This window comes from Pseudomonas sp. IT-P294, assembly GCF_949767865.1.
GTDB lineage: Bacteria > Pseudomonadota > Gammaproteobacteria > Pseudomonadales > Pseudomonadaceae > Aquipseudomonas.
Genome location: NZ_CATKQW010000011.1, coordinates 1,228,323 through 1,250,042, shown reverse-complemented (window position 1 = coordinate 1,250,042; position 21,720 = coordinate 1,228,323). Strand labels below are relative to the sequence as shown.

Genomic DNA, 21,720 nt, shown 5'->3' with positions numbered 1-21,720 from the left:
CCATTCAGATCAACGGGGAGGTGACACGGATCTACGATGGGGCGGGGCGTCAGTAGATGTTTTTGGAGAACAACGTGAAGGGGGTCTTGATGAGGATCTTGATGTCCAGCCACAGCGACCACTGGTTGATGTAGTTGAGGTCCTGGGCGACGCGCAGCTGCATCTTTTCCACCGTTTCGGTTTCGCCTCGATGCCCGGTGATCTGGGCCAGCCCGGTAATGCCTGGCTTGAGGCGATGACGGGCCATGTAGGCGCGCACTTTGCCGGTGTAGTAAATGTTGTGGGTGACGGCATGTGGGCGTGGGCCGACCAGGGCCATCTGGCCGAACAGCACATTGAACAACTGCGGCAGTTCGTCGATGGAACTGCGGCGCAGAAAGCGCCCTAGCGGGGTGACCCGATCATCGTCACGAGTGGCCTGGCGTACCTCGTTATCATCGTGCTGGCGCATCGAACGAAACTTCCAGACCTTGATCACTTCACCGTTGCAGCCGTGGCGACTCTGCTTGAACAGCACGGGGCCCGGGGAGGTCAGCTTGACGGCAATCGCCACCGCCAACAGCAACGGGCTGAGCACGATAATGGCCGTGGCGGCCAGGCTGCGCTCGAACAGGTCCTTGCAAAACAGGCTGGCGGGATGCGAGCTGATCAGGCTCTCGTTGAGGTAAATGGCCGGCATCCGCTCGATTTCCGAGATCGAGTGATTGAGCAGCACCATGCTGCTGAAATCCGGGATCCACACCACGTCGACGTTCATGTCCAGCAGGTCGATGTAGAGCGCTTCGATGGTGGCGGCATGCGCCATATTGAGCACGATGTAGACGCGGCGCACGTTCAGGCGCGTGATGATTTCGCGGATCGCGTCGACGCGACCCAACAGCGGCAGAATACTGGGTGCCGGGCCGCTGTCATCGGCGGCGGCGATGAATCCCAGCACCAGCGCGCGGTTCGGCCTGTTGAGTTTTTTCGCCAGCTCATGGGCGGTCGGGCAGGTGCCGATGATCACTGAGCGACGCTCGTTGCACATCATCCGCGAATGCAATCGGGCAAGGCAGTGCAGGGGCAGAAAACTCGCGGCCTGCACCACAAAGCCCAGCACCATCCAGACGATGATGACCTGACGCGAGAAAATCGCGCTGGTCTGGGTAATGAAGGCAATGGCCGCCAGAATCGCCAGCAGAATCAACCAGGCAGCGAGTAATCGGCCAAGTCCGACCAGCAGGCCATGACGCTTGTGGTAAACCTGCATCATGCTGTAGACCGGCACTGAACCGAGCACGGTCATGATCATCAGAATGCGGTAGTCGCTGGTCAGGGTGCCGACGCGCCAATACACGAGCAGCGTCAGCAGCGAGATGGTCAGCGTCATCGCACTCAACCATTGCAGCCAGAACGTCAGGCCTCGGCGGTGTGCGATGTGTTGGGTGTATTGCGGTGTCATTTGCTTGACCTCGAGACAGGATGTTCCATAGGCACTGATCGGGAGACATGGCGTGGCTCCCGCCGGGTAGTCCTAAGCTCGGCGCAGGTGATGCAAGTGATGTTGAGGGCGCAAGGAGGTGCAGCGGCAAGCGTGGTCTCGGGTTATCTGGGCACGAAGTCGTAGTTGTAGAACGGGCGTGAATGGTTGTAGCCGTACTTGCGTGCCTTGCGCAGATCGACCTGATTGAGCACGGCTCCGAATACCGGAACGTGGCTTTGCTGCAATACCGCAATGCTTCTCTGCACCTGATTGATCGGCGTGCTGTCGGCCTTGACCACATAGATCACGGCATCCGAATGCCTGGCCAGTAACAACGCATCGCTGATCATTTCTGCTGGGGGTGAATCGATAATGATGTGCCGGTAACGCGTCTTGAGCACCTCAAGCATGCGCGCCATGCGCGGTGAGCTGAGCAGGTCCTGTGGCGGCGGCTGATTCGCCGAATCGTTGGTGTCCGCAGGGGAAGGCAAGCGCGGCGCGCCGAACAGATCCAGGGCGGGAGGCGCCATACTTCCAGCTGGCAACATGTCCAGATTGCCCACCGAGACGATGCAGTCTTCAAGTCGGGCAGTGCCGGCAATCACATTGGCCAGCCCCTGACTTTCCGGTGGGAAATCGAAATTCAGCGAGAGCGTCGGCTGGCGCATGTCGGCATCGATCAGCAGCACCCGCTCCAGCGGGGTGAGCGAGCTGGCCAGGTTGTTGGCGATGGTGCTTTTGCCTTCGCTGGCAACGGTCGAGGTGACCAGCACCACTTGCGAGGGCATATCACTGCTTTGCAACATCAGCCAGGTGCGCAGGTTGCGAATGGTTTCGGAGAAACGCGGGTTGTCATTGTCTTCGAACAACCGCGCCAGTTGCCGGCGACTTTTCTTCATGACCAAAGGCACCACGCTGAGCAGCGGAATGTTAAGCGTGCTTTCGATCGACTCGTCGGTCTTGAAGGTATTGCTCAGTTTGTCCTGAAGCAACGCCAGCGCCACACCGATCATCGCCGCGAGCAAGCCGACGATCCCGACAATCAGGGTTTTGCGCGGTTTGCTCGCTTCCACCGGCACGATAGCCGGGTCGACGATGCGTACTTTGGTGGAGTCCATGTCGGCGGTGGCGGCGGTTTCCTTCAAGCGAGTGACGAAGGTTTCATACAGCGCGCGGGTACTGTCGACTTCGCGCTGGAACTCACGCAACTGGAATTCCTTGCGGGCAATGTCCTGGATCTGCGATTTGTTACTGTTGAAGGATTGGCGCAGCGAGGCCTCACTGGCCGTGGCGAGCTGGTATTGCCGCTCGATCCCGGCGACCACCTGTTGCACCTGCAGTTGCAGGCTGGTGGTGGCGGCGCGCAAATCGGACTGTGCGGCAATCAGGCTCGGGTGTTTTGGACCGTAACGTGCCGACAGCTCATCGACCTTGGCTTGCGCCTTGGCTCGGTCCGCCTGGAATTGCTGGACCAACGGGTTACTCAAGACTGCCGGCACACTGGACAGTCGGCTCAGGTCGCCATTGCTCAGGGCCTTCGCCTGGCGGTATTCGCTCTCTGCTTCAGCACGATTGCGACGGGCGTCGACCATGCGATTGCCGGTCATTTCCAGTTCGTTGGCGCTGATGGTGGCAACACCGCCAACGTCTACCAGACCTTGCTCTTCCCGGTAGCCCTGTAGCTTTTTCTCAGCCGCACGCAAGTTATCGCGCAGGTTGATCAGTCGTGTGTTCATCCAGGCCGTGAGGGTCTGCGATGACTTCTCGCTGGTGTCGAGCTGACTGTCGGTAAAGCTCTGGGCCAGCGAGTTGGCGACAGCGGCCGCGAGATCCGGGTCAGGCAATTCGACGTCGATTTGAAGCAACTGGCTTTTGCCGACGAATTTGACGTTGGTTTTTTGCATGAGGTTTTGTGTGACCTCGTTGAAAATGTCCTCCTCGGTGGGCGGATTTTTTTCCGGTATCAACTTGCTCAACCCTGGCAGCCATTGGTCAAGGTCGAGGTCCGCCAGCCATTGGCGTGGGGTGAACCAGGATTTCGGCTGCTGGCGTGGGTCTGTGATCGGGTTGGTCGTCAGGTTGAGTTTTCTCACCGCGCGTTCGGCAAGGTCCCGCGATTGCAGCAGCGCCTGTTGGGTCTGCAAGTATTCGGTGGCGGTACCGCCTGAATCCTTGACCTGCTCGAAGGACACCACCGGCGGCGTTTTATCGTTGAACAGCAAGGTGGTGCTGCCGATGTACTGCGGCGTAATAAGGGTACAGACCACAATCGTCGCCAACGCACAGCACAGCAGGACCAGCCAGCCGATGCTCCATTTGGCGCGCCAGATCACCCGCCAGACGTTAAGCAGATCAATGGTGTCCTGGTCTTCGCTGTTCTGCTGATGCAGATGCGTTTGAAGAGGACGTTCGACGTAGGTGCTGGGGCTGTTGTCCATGATCAGAAGAACCCTTGAGCAATGGAAATGGTGTCGCCGGGGGCGATCGTGGTGCTACGCGTGACTTCGTCGGTGAGCGTGGTGCCGCCATCACCGCGCACGATGGTCACGCGTTTGATCGAGGCACGCTCCGTCAAGCCGCCGCCCAGGGCGATGGCTTTCTCCAGTGTCAGGCCGGGGACGAATGGGTAACTGCCAGGTTTCTGTACTTCGCCATTGATGTAGAACGAACGGTATTCAATCTGGCTCAAGCTGACTTTCGGGTCGATCAGATAACCTTGTTTAAGTCCGTCGGCGATGATCTTTTCAACTTGGCCGGGGGTCAGGCCCTTTGCGGATATCTCACCCAGGAACGGGTAGGAAAACGTGCCGGCGTCGCTGAGGCGGATTCTTTTCAGGCTCAACTCCGGTTCGCCAAACACGGTGATGCGCAAGACATCGCCGGCGGCCAGTTTGTATTGGGTCCCGGGGTCTGCTGCATACGTATTGGGTAGAACCGCCAGCGCGAACAACAAACCAAGCGTCTGTGAGTTCATGTCTAAACCCTCTTAGAGGCTTACGTTGAAGCTGATGTGCACCACATTGCGGGTGAAACTTTGATTGTCGGCATCGGAGCTGTTATCGCGGAATCGATAACCGAGTTCGATATCCAGCCAGCGGCGCATCGCGTACATCACGGCCAGGTTGTAGTCCTGCAGGTTGTCCGTGCGAGTTTGGCCTTCGTAGACATATCGACCGATCCCGGCTTCGGCCACCGTGGTGATCCGCTCGGTCCAGCCGTGGCGCCAACCGACCTGGGTAAAGGTCGACTTGACGGCCTCGGCACCGTCATCGCCCTCGGCGAGGGCCTGGCGGGCAACGAAGGTGAATGTCGAATAAGTGCGTGGCTTCCATTGCAGGTCTATTTGCCAGGTGGGGTTATTGAGGTCGTTGGATTGGCTGCTATCGAAGTTCTTTTTCTCATAACCGACGCGGACTTTACCGGTGGTGCGAGCGGTGATGTCCCAAACGGCGCCGGCGAGGACGGCATCGGAATTGCTGCTGCGCGGACTGTTGGATTGCAGGTAATCAAAACGGGTGTGATCGTATTCCAGCAGGCTGCGGGTGTTGCTGCCGATGCGGTGATACCAGGTGGTGGTCAGGCCGGTGGTATTGCGCTCTTTGTCGTTGTTGATGCCGTCGGCATTGTCGTAGCGAAGCTCAGCGTAATTGGCGCCGAAATCCAGCTGATTGTCAGCGCTCCTGGCGCCATAGGTGTAGAGGCCGCCCACGAGTTTGTTGTTGATCTTGTCATTGACGCCTTCGACTGCCGTTGATTCCGTGGTCTGGTATTTGTGGTACTCGGCTTCAAGTTTCAGTCGGTGCCTGTCAGTGAACTCCATAATGCTTTCCCCCCGCACCCGTTGAGCCGTGTACGAAGCATCCGGTTCGTCGTGGTAAATATGCCGGGAGGGTTGCCAGATTAATCGCGTGGCGCTGTTGCGATCTTCGGCCTTGAGCTCGAAGGAGGGCAGCAACTGGGTGATCATGGAAGACTGCTTGTTGCTTTCCAGCTCCCGGAAATTATCGTCATAACTTTCTGAAAGCAGGAAGGTCGGTGTGAAGTCCAACCCGTATAGATCGATCGGCGCCGGGCGAATGCTCCAGGCCATTGAGGGATACAGCGAGGCCGTGATCAGTGCAATAAGGCAGCGTGATTTCAAGGCCATGTGATGGCTCCTGGAATAATCAATCAGTCAAATATTGAGCTGCAACGGGGTGTGCTGGCGTTCGAGGTCACTTAAGGGCACACAGATAGGCTGCTCGCGATTCAGAAATTGCAGCAGGATCATCACGCGCTCGGCCCCATGCGACGCGATGAAAACGCCCTCAAGTGTCGACAGCGGTCCGCGGATTATTTGCAGGTGGTCTCCGGGCGTCAGCGGCGGGTCATCATGGGGGATCGATGATTCGAAACAGCGCGCACGCAGGTGCTCGATGACGTTCTCGGACACCGTTGCGGGACCATGATTGAATTCGACGATACGACTGACGCCGCGAGTAGAGCGTATGGGCGCCCAATTGTCGTTGCCGCCAAGATGGATGAACAGATAACCGGGGAAAAGTGATTCGCGCACCCGCTGTTGTTTTCCGCGAATGATGCGATCACTTATAAACTGAGGATGGAACACGACAAAGTTCTGTTGAATCAGGTTGATACGGGCTCGTTCATCCTGGTGAGGTTTGCATTGCAACAGGTACCAGGCGGAACGTTCGCAACTGATCGCAGACATGCTGGTAAACTCCGTAATTATCGAAAGTTTAGGCAGGCAGTGGCTCTATTGGCGTCCCGGAAAGTGTTAAGTTGGACAGTATTATAATTTTTATGTGGTTTGCTTGGGCGTGTATCAATAGTGAGTCAGGCACTGTTGTGTCCATGCAACAGTGAGGTAAATAATCGGGATATATCTGAGGTGGCATATTGGGTATGTGAGGCTGGCAATTGCCGTTGGCAAAGCTACCGCACGGTCCATACAAGGGCCTGAAGACAAGTCATTTTCAAGTTGTCCGGGGAACAGAGAGAAATGAGTAATATGCGCTCGCGCCCTGTTCTAATGGACCGGTGTAGTTATCGACCAGTCTTGGCGCCCTGTCAAACGTTCCTCGCCAAAAAACATGCCTTTTATCCAATAGTGAATTCGCCAGTGCTTAACTGATTGTTTTTAGGTATGAATTTTTTTCCGTCGGATGGTTTAAACTTTTTAAACTATTAATAGTCAGGCGTGGCTGAATGTTGCGTTGCAATCCCCCGATAATGGAGGCTTGGGGTAAAGAGCAAGTCGCTGCTATCACAGCGCTATAACTAATGAGCGGGACTTAATAAGGAACAGGTCTATAAGCGTTACTGTAATTGAGAATCAAACTTGCCATATTGTAATATGTGGTGTGGTAGTAGCGCTGCTGTCAGGTGTTATCACCCCAACACAAAATCCACCGGCTTGAGCACGGGAGGCAGCGGGGTTTCTCCCAGTGCCGCAAGAATCTCCCGCTCGATAGTGCGCACAATGGCATCGATTGGCAGGTCATTTTCATCGCGCCCAAACGGGTCCTCCAGCTCGTCGCCAATCGCATCCAGGCCGAAAAAGGTGTAGCTGACAATCGCGGTGAAAATCGGTGTCAGCCAGCCCAGGGGCTCGGCCATCGCGAAGGGCAGCAAGAAGCAGAACAGGTAGCTGGTTCGGTGCAGCAACAAGGTGTAGGCGAAGGGCAGCGGCGTGTGTTTGATGCGTTCGCAGGTCGCCTGAGCCTGGGTCAGGTGAGTCAGATGATTGCTCATGATCGTGTAGCGCCATTCGTTGATCACGCCGGATTCGCTGAGTGTCGAACACTGCTGTCCGACCTGCTGCAATATCTGTCCACTGAAGTCTGGCGTACTGTCTTCCGGCAACGGGTCGAGCCAGCGGCCACTGGCCGCGAGCTCATTTTCCAGGCGCAGCTTCGCGTTGAGCGCGTGGGCAAACCCGCACAGATGACGAAGGAGTGTGCGACGCTCGTTTGCGTCCTGGATGATTCGGGTTTCGCGGATCATCGAGCGGATGGCGACCATCACGTCGCCCCAGGCTTTGCGGCCTTCGTACCAGCGGTCATAACAGGCGTTGTTGCGAAAACTCATGAAGATCGAGAGCGACAGACCCAGCAACGTGAACGGTGTCGCGCTGACCTTGGAGAAGTAGCTGGGGTGCAAGGTCTCGACGAGCACGATCACTGACGCGAGCAGCGTCACCATCAGGCAGCGCAGGGCAATCCGTTTGGCGATCGAGCCCTTGATCGCACTCATGATGTTGAGGAAGTTCGGTTTGGGTCTGACGATCATGGTGTCCTGCCTACGGAAAATACGTGTGATCCAGATGTTTGATAGCCGGTCGGGCGCAGGCTAAGAGCAAGGGGGCGGGCCGTCCAATCACTGTTTGTGACCGAGTGATCGACGGGCTCTATCACCGCATCGTTTGCCATCACAGCCCTGTGCCCAGCAACGGCAGGTATTGGGGACTTTCGGAGATTGAGTTGTGGCCTACACCATCGATGACCCGCAGCGTGGCCACGCCTTTGGCGAAGTGGGCGTAGAGCTGCTCGGTGCTGGCGCGCGGTATGACTTCGTCGTGTTCGGCCACGATCAACAGCGTCGGTATCGTGATGTGCGCCGCGTACCGCCATGATTCAAATCGTTCCTGTAGCAGCCACCTCACTGGAAACCACGGGAACTGGCGCGCGGCGAGGTCTTCCAGGCTGTTGTAGGGCGTAATCAGAATCAGGCTTGAACCCGGGCGTTGACTGGCGAGGCGCACGGCAACGCCTGATCCGAGGCTGCGACCCACCAGGGCGATTTGCGGGTGGCTGCCGTAGACCTTGTCAAACAGGGTCATGGCATCACGCTGGATCGCCTCTTCCGACGGCGAGCCGGAGCTTGCACCGTAGCCTCGATAGTGCAGCAAGTAGAGGGCATGGTCCGGGAACGCCTGCGCGAACTCGGGCAGGTTACGCGACACATCCTCGGCATTGCCGCCGAAATAGATCAACGCCTTGGGTCCGTCGTGCGACCTGACGGACACCTGCACTTGCGCATCGTCGACGGCCAGCATCAGCACCGATTCCGGCGTCTGGATGGCGCTGGGCCTTGGGTAGTAGATCAGCGCGCGCTGAAACAGGAACAGCGCCGCACACAGCGTCAAGTACAACGCTGCCAGGATGACGACGATGAGCATCAGGATTCGCGACATTCGACTAGCTTTAGTGGGCAACATTGACGGCTCTGGGCTGAGGGATGCAATCCACTGGATCGAAGCCAGAGTCTAGTTCATCGGTCGAGGGCCATTCCATGAGCCACACTGATGGGTACACGCGTCGACAACTGCTCGCGCTGGTTGCCGGTGATTCGGCGGTTTTCACCTTCGATCCGGCCTTTGCAGCATCTGCGCCGGCGACGGAAACAGGAGGCAAGAACATGCTGACCCGGCCCATACCTTCCAGCAACGAGCCATTGCCCATCGTCGGGTTGGGGACGTATCGCGGGTTCGATGTCGAGCCTGCGAGCGCGGCCTACAAACAGTTGCCGGCCGTGCTGCGCGCGTTGTTCGAGAAGGGTGGGACGGTCATCGACAGCTCGCCCATGTACGGTCGCGCCGAGCAGACGACCGGTGAATTGCTGTCGATCCATGAACCGCGCTCGCCGGCGTTTCTGGCCACCAAGGTGTGGACCCGTGGCCGCGAAGAAGGCATCGCGCAGATGGAGCAGTCCTTCAAGCTGCTGCAAACCGACCGCATCGACCTGATGCAGATCCACAATCTGCTGGACTGGCAAACCCATCTGCCGACCTTGCGTGAATGGAAGAAAGCAGGGCGCATCCGCTACATCGGCATCACCCATTACACCGCGTCGGCGTATGACGAGGTGGAAGCGGTGCTCAAGGCCGAGCCACTGGATTTTTTGCAGATCAACTACGCCCTGGATGATCGCGGCGTCGAAAAACGCATCCTGCCCCTGTGCCGCGAGCGTGGCGTGGCGGTGATCTGTAATCGGCCGTTCGGCGGCGGTGGTTTGCTCGCCCGCTTGCAGGACAAACCGTTACCACGCTGGGCGGCAGATGTCAGGGTCAACAGTTGGCCGCAAATGGCGCTGAAGTTTCTCCTGTCCCACCCGGCGGTGACCTGTGTGATTCCCGGCACCGGTAATCCGCGCTACATGGCGGACAATGCCGGTGCCGGTTTCGGGCCGATGCTGACGGGAGCGCAACGCGAGCAATTGATCGATATCGTCAAATGAGTGCGCTAGCGAAACCGCTCCGGGATGGCCTCGGCGAACGGAAACATCGAGAAGTAGGGCTTGGCTTCGTCAAGGACTCGCCGCACTGACGGCCGCGCCATCAACCGCTCGAAATAAGCGTGCAAGTGGTGGTGATCGTCGTGGAACGGTTGAAGTGTGCTGGCATAAAACAAGGCCGGCGCCGCCGCGCAATCGGCCAGGCTGAAATCCGCGCTGGCCGCCCATATCCGGGAGGCCATCTGATGTTCGAGTATGCCGTACGCGGTGTCCAGCGCCGCGCGTTCCCTGGTCAGATCGCCGTGGGCCGAGCGTATGCGATCAAGGACTATCTGATGCATCGGCCCCTGCACATGGTTATCGAAAAACCGGTCCCACAATCGAACCTCCAAGGCGCTGTCCCAATCGCCGGGAATCAGCGCGTTGGCGCCCGGGAAAAGCCGGTCCAGGTATTCGATGATGATGGTGGATTCCGGCACCGTTCGCTGGCGAGCGGCGTCATGGATGACCGGGAACTTGACCAGTGGCCACAGTGCTTGAAGCTCTGCTCGCTGCGCTACGTCCCCCAGATCGATGATTCGCCTGTCGAAGTCGGTAGCGTTTTCATACAGCGCGATCAGCACCTTGTGGCAGTACGACGACAACGGATGGTAGTAAAGCGTCAATGACATCTTCAAATCCTCCCGCAGAGTTTGCCCTCAACAGCATAGTCGCCGCCGGGGTGGTTGACCGAAACGCGGTGCTAGACTTTTCAGGTGGCATGAGTCAGTTGGAGGTATGACATGACGGCTCAAACGCTGGACAAAGAGCTCATCAGCATTGTGGTGCGCAATTACGTGGAAGGGATGGTTTTCGCCGACGAAGTGCTGCTGCGGCAGGCGTTTCATCCCGACTGTCGCATCATCGGTCACTATCACAATGAACTGGAATGGTTGCCGTTGAATGACTTTATCAGCGCGATCAAGGCCGAGGGACCGGCGGCCAAGGACGTCAATCCGTTCTGGCAAACCGTTAGCGTTGATGTGACGGGCGATGCCGCTGCCGTGAAAGTCATTGATGACTATCTCGGCATGCGGTTCACGGATTATCTGTCGTTACTGAAGATCAGGGAGCGCTGGATGATCGTCAACAAGGTGTATTACCTCAACGAATAAAGCGCAGTTGCCTGGGTGTTGAACGACACCCAGGCAACCGGAGGCGATCAGCGGCGGTCCAGCCACACCGTCTGCGCGTTGCAGAACTCGCGAACGCCGAAGTGCGACAACTCACGACCAAAACCGCTTTTCTTCACGCCGCCGAAGGTCACGCGTGGATCGCTGGCGCAGTAGCCATTGATGAACACGCCGCCTGTCTCCAGTTCGTTGGTCATTTGCTCGGCCAGTTCGACATTGCGCGTGTAGATCGTTGCGGCGAGGCCGAACTCACTGTCGTTCGCCAGCTCCAGCGCATGGGCTGCATCACGAGCGGTGATGATCGACGCCACCGGGCCAAACAGTTCCTGTTTGAACGAGGTCATCTGGTCGGTGACGTTTGCGAAGACCGTCGGCTCGTAGAAGTTGCCCGGGCCTTCAGCCTTCTTGCCGCCCATCAACAACGTCGCGCCTTCTTCCAGAGTTTCGCGTACCTGTTGATCCAGTTCATCACGCAGATCGAAGCGTGCCATCGGACCGATGTAAGTCTCGGTTGCCAGCGGATCACCGACCACCAGTTTGCCGGTCGCTTCGACGAATTTGCGTGTGAATTCCTCGACGATGCCTTGCTCGACGATCAGGCGCTTGGCCGCCGCACAGACTTGCCCGGTGTTTTGATAGCGACCAATCACGGCGGCTTTGACCGCTTCGTCGAGGTCGGCATCGTTGAGCACGATGAACGGGTCGGAGCCACCCAGTTCCAGGACGCATTTTTTCAATGCCGCACCGGCCTGAGCGCCGATGGCCATGCCGGCGCGCACGCTGCCGGTGAGGGTGACCGCTGCGATGCGCGAGTCTTTGATCGCCGTGGAAACACCGTCGGGCGTGACGTTGATAACTTCGAACACACCTTCAGGGAAGTCGGCTTGCTTGAAGGCATCGAGCAGCAAATACGCGCTGCCCATCACGTTCGGTGCATGCTTGAGCACGTAGGTGTTGCCGGCGATCAAGGCTGGAACGGCGCCGCGCAGGACCTGCCAGATCGGGAAGTTCCACGGCATCACCGCGAGAATCGGGCCGAGCGGGCGGTATTCAATGCGCGCTTTGCCACCTTCAACCAGTGTCGATTCAGCGTTGAGCATCGCCGGGCCATGTTCGGCGTACCACTCGCACAGTTGCGCGCATTTCTCGATTTCGCCACGGGCCTGGGTGATCGGCTTGCCCATTTCCAGGGTGATCATGTTGGCCATGGCTGCCGAGTTGTCGCGCAAGGCCTTGGCCAGCACGATCAACAGCTGCGCGCGTTGCGCCACCGGCTTGCTGCGCCAGGCACGGAACCCGCTCGCGGCACGTGCCAGTGCGGCTTGCAGCGCCGACTCGGATTCAAACGCATAGTGACCAATCTGCTCGCCATTGGCGGGGTTGATCGAAATGGCATGGGTAAGGCTGGAAACGTTGGTCATGGCACCGTCCTGCGAGGTGGGGATGTGCTCAGATTACGGCGGTGTTAATTTTCTGGAAACTGAATAATACTGAGCATATCGTTCACGTTTGGAGAATGACTTGGATCTGGTTCAGCTCGAGATCTTCAAAGCTGTCGCCGAGCACGGCAGCATCAGTGTGGCCGCCCAGCATATCCATCGGGTGCCATCGAACCTGACGACGCGCATTAAACAGCTTGAGCTGGATTTGGGCGTGGACTTGTTTATCCGCGAGAAAAGCCGCCTGCGCCTTTCACCGGCCGGCTGGAGTTTTCTCGACTATGCCCGGCGCATTCTTGACCTGGTGCAGGAAGCCCGGGCGACGGTCGCCGGTGAAGAACCGCAAGGGTCATTTCCGCTCGGGTCGCTGGAAAGCACGGCGGCGGTGCGCATTCCGGAACTGCTGGCCGCCTATAACCAGAAGCACGCCAAGGTCGAACTGGACCTGTCTACCGGACCTTCCGGGACCATGATCGATGGCGTGTTGTCGGGCCGATTGGCCGCTGCGTTTGTCGACGGCCCGGTATTGCACCCGGCGCTGGAGGGCGTGCCGGCTTTCGAGGAAGAGATGGTGCTGATCGCGCCGCTGCACCATTCCCCCATCCAGCGTGCGCAGGATGTGAACGGCGAAAACATCTACGCCTTCCGTTCCAATTGCTCCTACCGCCACCATTTCGAAAGCTGGTTCGCCAACGACGCGGCGGTGCCCGGCAAGATATTCGAGATGGAGTCCTATCACGGCATGCTGGCCTGCGTCAGCGCCGGTGCCGGCCTGGCGCTGATGCCGCGCAGCATGCTCGAAAGCATGCCGGGCTGCAGCACCGTGAGCATCTGGCCGTTGTCGCAATCGTTCCGTTATTTGCGCACCTGGCTGGTGTGGCGCAGGGGCACGGTGTCGCAGAGCCTGACGATGTTTGTGCGTTTGCTGGAAGAGCGCGGCGTGGTTCAGCAAGCAGCCGCAATTCCTGAATAAACGCAAAACCCCTGTGGGAGTGAGCCTGCTCGCGATAGCGGTTTATCAGTCAAAAAGTTGATAACTGTCACACCGCCATCGCGAGCAGGCTCGCTCCCACAGGGGTAGTCATTCCTCTTTTAATCGATGGGCTGTTCAGCCTGGCCGGCGAACCATTGCATCACCTGCGCGCACCCTGGATGCGACGCCGCCGAAGGTTGCAGGCACAGCGAATAAACCCCTCTAGTCTTCAGCGGCAACCCGAACGGGACAACGAGCACCCCACGATCAATCGATTCTTCCGCCAGGGTCAGGTCTGTCACGGCCACCCCCAGTCCGCGCGCGGCGGCATCCAGCGCCAGTTCATCGAGATTGAAGGGGATGTGTCGATAGGCTTCCAGCGGTTTTCCATCATTGGCCGCCAACCATTCGATCCAGGCTTGCTGGTCTGCCGAACGGTGGAGCAGCGGGAAGTCGACAAGGTCCTCCATCGACGCCAAAGGTCGAATGGCGCTGCCAAGGCCAGGCGCGCAGACCGGCACCAGCGCTTCCTCGAACAGGGTCAGGCAAGCCGGATCGCTGGACGGTTCGGGCAAATAGCGGATGTAGGCATCGCTGTCGCTGGCCGGTTCGACGATCTCCGTCGCGACGGTTTCGATCGACAGGGAAATGTCCGGGTAACACCGATAGAAGTCGCTCAACTTCGGCAACAACCAGCGCACCGCCAATGACACATGCATGCGAATGCGGAACGGGCGTTTTTGCGGCGAGAGCCGATCCTCAAGGTTTTTCAGTTGCTCAAGGATCGTGCGCGCGCTGGCCAGAACCTGTTCGCCTTCCGAGGTCAGCCGAATGCTGCGGCTGCTTCTGATAAACATCGGCACACCAAAGTGACTTTCCAATTGTTGTATCTGCCGGCTGACCGCACTTTGGGTCAGGCAGAGTTTGTGCGCGGCCTGAGTGAAGCTGCCCGACTCAGCGACTTCCACCAGTGCCTGCATGGCTTGGAGGGATGGGACGTGGCGAATCTTATCCATGCGTTTTATGAATAGCTCAATGAGTTTATAACGTTGGTTGTATCACCGAAGACCTAATAGATTCTAGCGCTAGCAGCCGCCGTCACACATCGTCCATGCGACGATTGCATGAGCCGGCTCGCAGAACGACAATCTGGGCAGGTGACGCATGAAGAATGAATGTGGCTGGATCGCGCAAGCAGGGAGTGCTGCGGCGCGTGATCGTCTCAAAGGGCCGCAAGACGCCGATTGGCTGGTCATCGGTGCCGGCATCACCGGTTTGAGCGCCGCCCATGCACTGGCGCAATTGCACCCCGGGGCACGCATCGTGGTGGTCGACCGGCAACGGGCGGCGCAGGGCGCTTCGGCGCGCAATTCCGGTTTTGTGGTGGCCCACGAACACCCGACCCGTGACGAATTGATGGGCAATCCCGGGTTCGCCGGCTTCGAAGTCGATACTTCAATTTCACGTGCGGCCAGCACGGAAGTCCGCACGATGATTGCCCGGCACGGCATCGAGTGTGATTTCAGGGACGCCGGCTATTTTTTCGCGGTCAGCGATCCCGGCAAGCTGACTCACATCGACGCCAAACTCCAGACACTGCGCACACTGGGCGCCTCCGCCGAGTTTCTGGAAGGTGATCAACTGAATCAAAAGCTCGGCACCCGGCATTACCGCGCGGCGATCTGGTGTGGCAAAGGCAATGCGCTGCTGCAGCCGGCGAAGTACGTGAAAGGCTTGCTGGAGGCGCTGCCAGACACCGTGAACGTCTACGAAAACACCGACATCGTAGGGCTGGAACGGCTGGCAAAAGGACGCCTGCGTGCCAACGGCACCGAGGGCAGCATCGAGGCAAAACAGGTGCTGGTCTGCCTGAATGCCTTTGTGCCACGCGCAGGCCTTCATGACAGCGGGACGTTCCCGATGGAACTCAGTGCCAGCCTCACGCGGCCGTTGAGTGATGAGGAATTTCGCCACATCGGTAGCGTGGAGCCTTGGGGCGTGCTGTCTACCCGTCCACTGGGTGCGACGGTCCGGCTGACACCCGACCGTCGTGTGATGATCCGCAACACGGCGGAATACCGCTCGCGGGATTTGTCCGGCAATGAACTGCGGGTTCGTCGACAGCACCATGCGGTGGGTTTGCAACGGCGTTTTCCGTGGCTGACCGAGCAGGACATCCAGCACACCTGGACCGGACACCTGAGCGCCTCGCGCTCCGGGCAGCCGTTTTTTTCCAGAGTGGAAGAGGGCGTGTTTGCCGTGGCCGGGTGCAACGGTTCAGGCGTGGCGCGCGGCACCCTTTGGGGACGACTGCTCGCCGAACTGGCCTCGGATATTGGCTCGCCGATGCTCGATGCGGTGATGCGCAGGGCCCAACCCGGCTGGCTACCGCCGCGCCCCTTGCTCGACATCGGCGCGCTGCTGCGGATGCGCCTCGAAGCCGTTCGGGCCCGCACAGAAATCTAGATTTCCGGTTATCACAAAAGAATAAAAAGGTGATTCAACATGCAGATCAACACTGTTTCCCTGACGCTCGCGCTCGCGGCATTTTCGGCAACCACCTACGCGGCTGAAGCGGTCAACATTTCCAACTGGAACGGCTACATCGCCGACGACACCCTGACCCGTTTCACCGAGGAAACCGGGATCAAGGCGACGTACGACATTCACGACAGCAACGAAGTCCTGGAATCAAAACTGATGACCGGCAATACCGGTTATGACGTGGTCAGCCCTTCGAACCATTTTCTGTCGCGCTTGATCAAGGCTGGCGCCATCCAGAAGCTGGATAAAAGCCAGCTGCCCAACTGGAAAAACCTTGACCCGGCGCTGATGAAAAAACTCGAGGTCAACGACCCGGGCAACCAGTACGGCTATCCGTACATGTGGGGCACCGCCGGTATTGGCTACAACGTCGAGAAGATCAAGGCGATCTTCGGCACCACCGATGTCACCCATTCCTGGAAGCTGATTTTTGATGAGAGCAACATCAAGAAGTTGAGTGAGTGCGGCGTGGCGATTATCGATAATCCGACGCAGATTCTGCCGATCACCCTCAATTACTTGGGACTGCCGCCCCATAGCCACGAGCCGGCGGATTACCAGAAAGCCGAGCAGGCATTACTCAAGATTCGGCCTTACATCCAGTATTTCCATGCGTCCAAATACGTCAGCGACCTGGCCAACGGCAATGTTTGCGTGGTGATCGGTTTCAACGGTGATGTGGTGCAAGCGGCGGCCAGCGCCAAGGAAGCGGGGAACGGCATCGAGATTGCCTATTCGATTCCGGACGAAGGTTCGACCCTGTGGCTCGACATGGTGGTCATGCCCAAAGGTGCACCACACGAGAAGAATGGCTACGCGTACATGAATTACCTGTTGAAGCCTGACGTCATCGCCAACATCAGCAACAGCATTCATTACGCCAACCCGAACCTGGCGGCGGATGCCTTGGTCAATCCGGCGGTGAAGCAGGACCTGGCGATCTACCCGCCCAAATCGGTGATGGACAAGCTGTTCACCGTCGAGGATCTGCCCGCCGCGATTGCACGGCTGAGCACACGTCTGTGGACCAAGTTGAAGACCAATACCTGATGGCATTTGAATAGTCCCCGGGGGCCAACGCCGGCCCCGGGGATTTTTTGCGTCAAGCGCGTTTCGGCAGTTTCCAGTTTGGCCGGATGAAGTGGCAGGTGTAGCCGCTGGGCAATCTTTCCAGGTAGTCCTGATGCTCCGGTTCTGCTTCCCAGAACGGGCCGGCGGGCACGATTTCAGTCACGACCTTGCCGGGCCACAGACCGGAGGCATCGACATCGGCCGCCGTGTCTTCGGCTATCGCTCGCTGGTCTTCATTCAAATAGAAAATCGCCGAGCGGTAGCTGAGGCCGATGTCGTTACCCTGACGATTGGCGGTCGACGGATCATGAATCTGGAAGAAAAACTCGAGGATCTGCCGATAGCTGGTGATGTTCGGGTCGAACACAATCTCGATCGCTTCGGCGTGAGTGCCATGGTTGCGGTAAGTGGCGTTGGGCACATCGCCGCCGGAGTAACCCACTCGCGTCGACAGCACGCCGGGTTGTTTCCTCAGCAAATCCTGCATGCCCCAGAAGCAGCCACCGGCCAGAAGTGCAGTTTCAGTGTGCGTGGTCATTGCTTACTCCTCAGTGTTCATTGATTTGATCAGGTTGTTGCGCAGCGTCACGATCGACTTCTGCAACTGCGTGAACTCCTCTTGTGTCAGGCCCGTCGCTCCTGACAGCCCGGTTTCCGGCTGGTCTTCGCGCAACGCCTTGCCTTGTTTCGTCAGCTTGATTCGCACCTGACGTTCGTCTTCAGGATCGCGCTGGCGTTGCAGGAAACCCATCGCTTCGAGTTTTTTCAGGATCGGCGTGAGCGTGTTCGATTCAAGAAACAGCTTTTCGCCGAGGCTGCCGACGGTCTGATTGTCCTGCTCCCACAGCGCGACGATGGTGATGTATTGCGTGTAGGTCAGGCCCAATCGTTCGAGGATCGGCTTGTAGGCTTTGCCGAACGCGAGGTTGGTTGAATAGACCGCAAAACACAGAAAATCGGAGAGTTTCAGGTCGGCGGGTACGGCGTCTTGTGTGGACTTCATGGGGGCCTCGTTCGTCGAAGACGGCTGTCACGCAATCCTGAAATATACCTCGTGTGCGATGGTGTCGTAAGTGCTCTAAGTCGCTGTGTGATCAACGGCCAGTGACGGGTTCGACACAAAATGTCGAACCCGCCGTGCGCTGCATCAAGCCGTGAGGACCTTCAAGTCCACGTCGATGTTGCCTCGCGTTGCCTTCGAGTACGGGCAGATCTGGTCGGCAGTGTGCGCCAGCGTCTTTGCGATATCGTCCGACAGGCCGGGTACGCGCAGGGTCAAGCGAGCTTGAAGGAAGTAGTCCAGACCCGTTTGGCCTACGTCGACTTCGATGTCGACGGACATATCGGACGGCAGCACCACATTCAGATCATTGGCCACCAACCCGACGGCGGCGGTGTAGCAGGCCGACCAGGCGCCAGCAAACAGTTGCTCGGCAGCCGGGTGAGGCTGGGTGGCGGCGAACACGTGCACAGGCGTTGTGTTGCCGGGTGACGAGAGCGCGATGTCGAGGCTGCCATTGTGGCCGCGCGAGGTGTTGCCGGTGCTGCTGGCGGTGGTGTGGGTTTTGCCGGTGGCCAGGACTTTTTCGATCTTGCTCATGGGGGATTACCTGAATGCGTTAATAAGGTTTACGTATCGCATACGCGTGCATCGCATGCGATATATGTGGCGCTTCTAGAAATTCAACGGCTGCTTCAAGCCGTGAGGACGTTCAGCGCCACATTGATGTTTCCGCGGGTCGCCTTGGAGTACGGGCAAATCTGGTCGGCCGCATGGGCGATTTCTGTTGCTACAGCGTGATCCAGTCCAGGAGCGCGCAGTGTCAGGCGTGCTTGCAGGAAGTAAGCGTCACCGGTCTGGCCCAGGTCGACTTCGATGTCGACGGACAGGTCGGAGGGAAGCTCGACGTTGCGCTGCTTGGCGGCGAGGCCGACGGCGGCGATGTAGCAGGCCGACCATGCGCCGGCAAACAGTTGCTCGGCTTTCGGGTGCGGTTGGGTGCCTTTGAATTCATGGACTGGCTTATCGCTGCCCGGCGATGACAGCACGATGTCGAGGCTGCCGTTATGGCCACGCGATGTGACGCCGGCGCTGCTCAGGGTGGTGTGGGTTTTGCCGGAGGCCAGGACTTTTTCGATCTTGCTCATGGGGTGAATCCTCAACGTTAATGTTCAATCAAATTTGTATGTCGTACACGTTTAGATCGCATCCGATTTAAATAATATTCACGCAGGCGCCACGTGAAGTCAAGAGGGCATGGGCGTACTTGGCGACGAATGGTCGAATGGCTTTGAAGAGGGCTGGATACCGATTTTTGCGTCGGCGCAAAACGAAAAGCCCGCACAGGGCGGGCTTTGGAATCGAGTAGGTGGCCAGCGCTGGTCTCTGGCTTACGAGGTTTCTCAGGCTTCTGACAGAACAGTCTTGTGCTGTCTTGCTTCACACGGCGTAAGGGCTGGATCTCACCTTGGAGATCTTTCTAACCGTGTACCCTTAGGAGCGCGCCCCACGCTTCCTCGCTATCCTCTTGCGCATCAGTCTGCGTCTTCACCTACAAAATTCAGATTAGCAAAGCGTGCGAAATGCGCCTCTGGATTTTTAGACCGATTTCATCCTTGAGGTACGCCCGCAGGATGGAAAAATGCTATCGATAACAACGGCGTGCAACCTGCGAGCTACACAGGCTGCATGCGACGTCCTCACTTTTCACCTTCGTTACGCCTGCCAGTTTTTCCGGTGAGCAGGTGCGCCCATGGGTGAACTGGTTGCAGCGCCATCGACGACGATCTCTGCGCCAACCACGTTTGAAGAATCGCTGGAGGCGAGGAACAGCGCGACCGAGGCGACTTCATCGGCTTCACCAATGCGACCCAGCGGAATGGTGGTGATCAGCTTTTCCTCCAGCGCATCCATGCCAACCTTGACGGCGTGAGGGTTCCATACCGGGGTGCGCGTTGCGCCAGGGGTAATCTGATTGACGCGAATACCCCGTGGAGCAAATTCCGCGGCCATCACGCGTGTCATGGCGCGAACCGCAGCTTTACTGGCCGCGTAGGCGCTGTAGCCCGGCCATCCGAGGATGGCATGCACCGACCCGTTCAAGATGATCGATGCACCCGGATTGAGATGCGGCTCGGTCGCTTGCACGGTGAAAAACGTACCGGTGAGGTTGGTCTGGATAATGTTCTGAAAGGTCTCCAGCGAGGTGCCGCCAACCGGGGTTTGCCCGGCAATGCCGGCATTGGCGAAAACAATATCCAGCTTGCCGAAGGTGGCAACAGCTTCGGTGACGGCGCGCTCGATCTCGCTCACATCCGTCAGGTCGGCCTTGATTGCCAGCAGGTTTGGTCCAAGTGCTTCCCTGGCTTCATCCAGGGTTTTTTGACTGCGACCGGTAATCGCCACTTTTGCGCCTTCGGCGATGAACAGTTTGGCGGTGGCCAGGCCCAGGCCGCTGTTGCCGCCGGTGATGAATGCAGTTTTTCCAGCCAGTTTCATGGGTACTCTCCTACGGTTTTATCATGCAACCATTGATGACGAAGTGACTGTGCGTCTGGCACAGCTGCGAGCTACCTGAGAACAGGTTAATGGTTTCATGATGAAACCAAGTGGTGTTATTTCTACCAGCGCTGGTTGTATTATGCAACCACCTGCCGGACCGACGGATGCGCGTCAGTGCCGGCAACCTTTTCGGGTGGAGGTTTATTGACGTGAAACGCAAAAGTTTGCAGGGCAGTCCCTGTCCCGTCGCTCGATCCCTGGATCTCATTGGCGATTGGTGGTCGTTGCTGATCATCCGTGATGCGCTCTCGGGGACGAAGCGCTTCAGTGATTTTCAGAAAAACCTGGATGTCGCGAAAAACATTTTGAGCACCCGCCTCAAAAGCCTGGTGGCAGAGGGCGTGATGCGCATGGAACCGGCGGCTGACGGCAGTATTTACAAGGAGTATGTGCTGACCGAAAAGGGCAGGGCGTTGCAGACTGTGCTGATTGCGCTGTCGCAATGGGGCAACGAATTTTTGTACGAACCCGGCGAACCGGGGTCGGTCATGGTCGATGCAAAAGACCGCAAGCCCATCCAGAAACTGCAGTTGGTTTCGACGGACGGGCGTCAGCTCCAGCCAGAAGATATCGTGACCAAATTGGGCGTACCGCACTGACGTGTACGCCCAGGCTTGTATCTGAACGTATCCCCGGCACGGGCAGACAACCTGGCATACAAATTCAGGCATGTTTGACACTTGCGCGATACACCGCGACTTCTTAATGCAGCGCTCGCCGGCCTTGCCGTGCACCCATTGGAGAGTCGAGATGTCCCGTATCAATCTTCGTAACATCCCTGGCAGGCTCGGCATCGCCCTGGCTGCCGTCGTATCGCTCAGCGCAATCGCGAGTTTCTCTCAAGCCGAAGAGGTGAAGGTCCCCGCACAAGCCGCGCCGGCAAAAAACTGGCAGGCGGGGCTGCATCGCACGGATCTGTTGCGTCAGGACCTCGACGTCTCAGGGCGTGAAGTGATTCAGGTTCTGGTTGATTTCGATGCGGGCGTGGCTTCCCCCAAGCATTCTCATCCAGGGGTTGAAGTGGCCCACGTCATCTCGGGGACGTTCGAGTATCAGCTTGAAGGGCAGGCACCGGTCACGCTCAAGGCGGGCGATTCCTTGTACATCCCCGCCGGCACCGCGCACGTTGCCAAAAACGTTGGTGACGGCAAAGCCTCGGAACTGGCGACTTACATCGTGAACAAAGACGCGCCGCTGGTGGTGCTGGAGCAATAAACGATGGACGCCCGATGCGTTGCACCGGGCGTCTTGTTCAAACCGCG

General features: G+C 58.2%; 22 protein-coding genes. 7 read left to right on the top strand and 15 right to left on the bottom strand.

Annotated elements, in window-relative coordinates; all coding sequences use genetic code 11:
• Positions 1–49: 49 nt before the first annotated feature.
• From ACM6I0_RS12995 to ACM6I0_RS12965, 7 genes are all read right to left on the bottom strand, one after another.
• The gene (locus ACM6I0_RS12995) at positions 50–1,441 is read right to left on the bottom strand and encodes an undecaprenyl-phosphate glucose phosphotransferase (RefSeq protein ID WP_414922464.1); all 1,392 of its coding nucleotides are present in this window, start codon (positions 1,439–1,441) and stop codon (positions 50–52) included.
• A gap of 143 nt (positions 1,442–1,584) precedes the next feature.
• Complete coding sequence (locus ACM6I0_RS12990; RefSeq protein ID WP_414922463.1) at positions 1,585–3,900, bottom strand: GumC family protein; 2,316 nt, start codon at positions 3,898–3,900, stop codon at positions 1,585–1,587.
• Positions 3,901–3,902: 2 nt separating this feature from the next.
• Positions 3,903–4,436, bottom strand: a complete 534-nt coding sequence (locus ACM6I0_RS12985) for a polysaccharide biosynthesis/export family protein (RefSeq protein WP_414922462.1) — start codon at positions 4,434–4,436, stop codon at positions 3,903–3,905.
• A 12-nt stretch (positions 4,437–4,448) separates the two neighbouring features.
• Positions 4,449–5,609, bottom strand: coding sequence for an outer membrane beta-barrel protein (locus ACM6I0_RS12980; protein ID WP_414922461.1), 1,161 nt, complete (start codon positions 5,607–5,609; stop codon positions 4,449–4,451).
• 27 nt (positions 5,610–5,636) lie between these two features.
• Positions 5,637–6,173 (bottom strand): transcription/translation regulatory transformer protein RfaH, encoded by a 537-nt coding sequence (rfaH, locus tag ACM6I0_RS12975; RefSeq protein WP_285431087.1) that lies wholly within the window; start codon positions 6,171–6,173, stop codon positions 5,637–5,639.
• Positions 6,174–6,853: 680 nt separating this feature from the next.
• Positions 6,854–7,753, bottom strand: a complete 900-nt coding sequence (locus ACM6I0_RS12970; RefSeq protein WP_285431089.1) for a bestrophin family protein — start codon at positions 7,751–7,753, stop codon at positions 6,854–6,856.
• A gap of 139 nt (positions 7,754–7,892) precedes the next feature.
• Entirely contained in the window at positions 7,893–8,681 is a 789-nt protein-coding gene (locus ACM6I0_RS12965; RefSeq protein WP_414922460.1) for an alpha/beta hydrolase, read from the bottom strand.
• Between the two features lie 74 nt (positions 8,682–8,755).
• On the opposite strand from ACM6I0_RS12965, the gene ACM6I0_RS12960 reads away from it, so the two are divergent.
• Positions 8,756–9,700, top strand: a complete 945-nt coding sequence (locus ACM6I0_RS12960) for an aldo/keto reductase (RefSeq protein ID WP_414922459.1) — start codon at positions 8,756–8,758, stop codon at positions 9,698–9,700.
• A 5-nt stretch (positions 9,701–9,705) separates the two neighbouring features.
• On the opposite strand, the gene ACM6I0_RS12955 is transcribed toward ACM6I0_RS12960, so the two are convergent.
• Positions 9,706–10,368, bottom strand: a complete 663-nt coding sequence (locus ACM6I0_RS12955) for a glutathione S-transferase family protein (RefSeq protein WP_414922458.1) — start codon at positions 10,366–10,368, stop codon at positions 9,706–9,708.
• A 111-nt stretch (positions 10,369–10,479) separates the two neighbouring features.
• Here ACM6I0_RS12955 and ACM6I0_RS12950 point away from each other — a divergent pair, with 111 nt between their 5' ends.
• Positions 10,480–10,851: a nuclear transport factor 2 family protein gene (locus tag ACM6I0_RS12950; RefSeq protein WP_414922457.1), complete on the top strand. Its 372-nt coding sequence runs from the start codon at positions 10,480–10,482 to the stop codon at positions 10,849–10,851.
• Positions 10,852–10,898: 47 nt separating this feature from the next.
• Here ACM6I0_RS12950 and ACM6I0_RS12945 read toward each other — a convergent pair whose 3' ends face one another.
• Entirely contained in the window at positions 10,899–12,290 is a 1,392-nt protein-coding gene (locus tag ACM6I0_RS12945; protein WP_414922456.1) for an aldehyde dehydrogenase family protein, read from the bottom strand.
• 100 nt (positions 12,291–12,390) lie between these two features.
• Between ACM6I0_RS12945 and ptrR the strand changes: the two genes are divergently transcribed.
• Positions 12,391–13,281, top strand: coding sequence for a putrescine utilization regulator PtrR (ptrR, locus tag ACM6I0_RS12940; protein ID WP_285431101.1), 891 nt, complete (start codon positions 12,391–12,393; stop codon positions 13,279–13,281).
• A gap of 119 nt (positions 13,282–13,400) precedes the next feature.
• On the opposite strand, the gene ACM6I0_RS12935 is transcribed toward ptrR, so the two are convergent.
• Positions 13,401–14,297: a LysR family transcriptional regulator gene (locus ACM6I0_RS12935; protein ID WP_285431102.1), complete on the bottom strand. Its 897-nt coding sequence runs from the start codon at positions 14,295–14,297 to the stop codon at positions 13,401–13,403.
• 148 nt (positions 14,298–14,445) lie between these two features.
• Here ACM6I0_RS12935 and ACM6I0_RS12930 point away from each other — a divergent pair, with 148 nt between their 5' ends.
• Together ACM6I0_RS12930 and ACM6I0_RS12925 are read left to right on the top strand one after the other, a co-directional pair.
• The gene (locus ACM6I0_RS12930) at positions 14,446–15,747 is read left to right on the top strand and encodes an NAD(P)/FAD-dependent oxidoreductase (protein WP_414922455.1); all 1,302 of its coding nucleotides are present in this window, start codon (positions 14,446–14,448) and stop codon (positions 15,745–15,747) included.
• A gap of 39 nt (positions 15,748–15,786) precedes the next feature.
• Positions 15,787–16,875, top strand: a complete 1,089-nt coding sequence (locus tag ACM6I0_RS12925) for a polyamine ABC transporter substrate-binding protein (protein ID WP_414922454.1) — start codon at positions 15,787–15,789, stop codon at positions 16,873–16,875.
• A 52-nt stretch (positions 16,876–16,927) separates the two neighbouring features.
• Here ACM6I0_RS12925 and msrA read toward each other — a convergent pair whose 3' ends face one another.
• The 5 genes from msrA to ACM6I0_RS12900 all read right to left on the bottom strand — a co-directional run bounded on the left by msrA (position 16,928) and on the right by ACM6I0_RS12900 (position 20,395).
• Positions 16,928–17,434, bottom strand: a complete 507-nt coding sequence (gene msrA / locus ACM6I0_RS12920; protein WP_285431107.1) for a peptide-methionine (S)-S-oxide reductase MsrA — start codon at positions 17,432–17,434, stop codon at positions 16,928–16,930.
• A gap of 3 nt (positions 17,435–17,437) precedes the next feature.
• Positions 17,438–17,899 carry a MarR family winged helix-turn-helix transcriptional regulator gene (locus tag ACM6I0_RS12915; RefSeq protein WP_414922453.1) on the bottom strand — a complete coding sequence of 154 codons (462 nt, stop codon included), beginning with the start codon at positions 17,897–17,899 and terminating at the stop codon, positions 17,438–17,440.
• 144 nt (positions 17,900–18,043) lie between these two features.
• Positions 18,044–18,496 (bottom strand): Ohr family peroxiredoxin, encoded by a 453-nt coding sequence (locus ACM6I0_RS12910; protein ID WP_414922452.1) that lies wholly within the window; start codon positions 18,494–18,496, stop codon positions 18,044–18,046.
• Positions 18,497–18,591: 95 nt separating this feature from the next.
• Positions 18,592–19,044: an Ohr family peroxiredoxin gene (locus ACM6I0_RS12905; RefSeq protein WP_285431109.1), complete on the bottom strand. Its 453-nt coding sequence runs from the start codon at positions 19,042–19,044 to the stop codon at positions 18,592–18,594.
• 568 nt (positions 19,045–19,612) lie between these two features.
• A complete protein-coding gene (locus ACM6I0_RS12900) occupies positions 19,613–20,395 on the bottom strand; it encodes an SDR family NAD(P)-dependent oxidoreductase (RefSeq protein WP_285431111.1) in 783 nt (260 codons plus the stop codon).
• Between the two features lie 212 nt (positions 20,396–20,607).
• On the opposite strand from ACM6I0_RS12900, the gene ACM6I0_RS12895 reads away from it, so the two are divergent.
• A complete protein-coding gene (locus tag ACM6I0_RS12895) occupies positions 20,608–21,057 on the top strand; it encodes a winged helix-turn-helix transcriptional regulator (RefSeq protein ID WP_414922552.1) in 450 nt (149 codons plus the stop codon).
• A gap of 151 nt (positions 21,058–21,208) precedes the next feature.
• On the top strand, positions 21,209–21,673 hold the full coding sequence (locus tag ACM6I0_RS12890; protein ID WP_414922451.1) for a cupin domain-containing protein: 465 nt from the start codon (positions 21,209–21,211) through the stop codon (positions 21,671–21,673).
• Positions 21,674–21,720 lie beyond the last annotated feature (47 nt).

Coding starts and splice junctions, on each gene's coding strand:
- ACM6I0_RS12995 (WP_414922464.1), bottom strand. CDS start 1,441: ATGACACCGCAATACACCCAACACATCGCACACCGCCGAGGCCTGACG.
- rfaH (WP_285431087.1), bottom strand. CDS start 6,173: ATGTCTGCGATCAGTTGCGAACGTTCCGCCTGGTACCTGTTGCAATGC.
- ACM6I0_RS12930 (WP_414922455.1), top strand. CDS start 14,446: ATGAAGAATGAATGTGGCTGGATCGCGCAAGCAGGGAGTGCTGCGGCG.
- ACM6I0_RS12970 (WP_285431089.1), bottom strand. CDS start 7,753: ATGATCGTCAGACCCAAACCGAACTTCCTCAACATCATGAGTGCGATC.
- msrA (WP_285431107.1), bottom strand. CDS start 17,434: ATGACCACGCACACTGAAACTGCACTTCTGGCCGGTGGCTGCTTCTGG.
- ACM6I0_RS12990 (WP_414922463.1), bottom strand. CDS start 3,900: ATGGACAACAGCCCCAGCACCTACGTCGAACGTCCTCTTCAAACGCAT.
- ACM6I0_RS12925 (WP_414922454.1), top strand. CDS start 15,787: ATGCAGATCAACACTGTTTCCCTGACGCTCGCGCTCGCGGCATTTTCG.
- ACM6I0_RS12955 (WP_414922458.1), bottom strand. CDS start 10,368: ATGTCATTGACGCTTTACTACCATCCGTTGTCGTCGTACTGCCACAAG.
- ACM6I0_RS12980 (WP_414922461.1), bottom strand. CDS start 5,609: ATGGCCTTGAAATCACGCTGCCTTATTGCACTGATCACGGCCTCGCTG.
- ACM6I0_RS12965 (WP_414922460.1), bottom strand. CDS start 8,681: ATGTTGCCCACTAAAGCTAGTCGAATGTCGCGAATCCTGATGCTCATC.
- ACM6I0_RS12900 (WP_285431111.1), bottom strand. CDS start 20,395: ATGAAACTGGCTGGAAAAACTGCATTCATCACCGGCGGCAACAGCGGC.
- ACM6I0_RS12890 (WP_414922451.1), top strand. CDS start 21,209: ATGTCCCGTATCAATCTTCGTAACATCCCTGGCAGGCTCGGCATCGCC.
- ACM6I0_RS12935 (WP_285431102.1), bottom strand. CDS start 14,297: ATGGATAAGATTCGCCACGTCCCATCCCTCCAAGCCATGCAGGCACTG.
- ACM6I0_RS12950 (WP_414922457.1), top strand. CDS start 10,480: ATGACGGCTCAAACGCTGGACAAAGAGCTCATCAGCATTGTGGTGCGC.
- ACM6I0_RS12905 (WP_285431109.1), bottom strand. CDS start 19,044: ATGAGCAAGATCGAAAAAGTCCTGGCCTCCGGCAAAACCCACACCACC.
- ACM6I0_RS12910 (WP_414922452.1), bottom strand. CDS start 18,496: ATGAGCAAGATCGAAAAAGTCCTGGCCACCGGCAAAACCCACACCACC.
- ACM6I0_RS12960 (WP_414922459.1), top strand. CDS start 8,756: ATGAGCCACACTGATGGGTACACGCGTCGACAACTGCTCGCGCTGGTT.
- ACM6I0_RS12915 (WP_414922453.1), bottom strand. CDS start 17,899: ATGAAGTCCACACAAGACGCCGTACCCGCCGACCTGAAACTCTCCGAT.
- ACM6I0_RS12985 (WP_414922462.1), bottom strand. CDS start 4,436: ATGAACTCACAGACGCTTGGTTTGTTGTTCGCGCTGGCGGTTCTACCC.
- ACM6I0_RS12945 (WP_414922456.1), bottom strand. CDS start 12,290: ATGACCAACGTTTCCAGCCTTACCCATGCCATTTCGATCAACCCCGCC.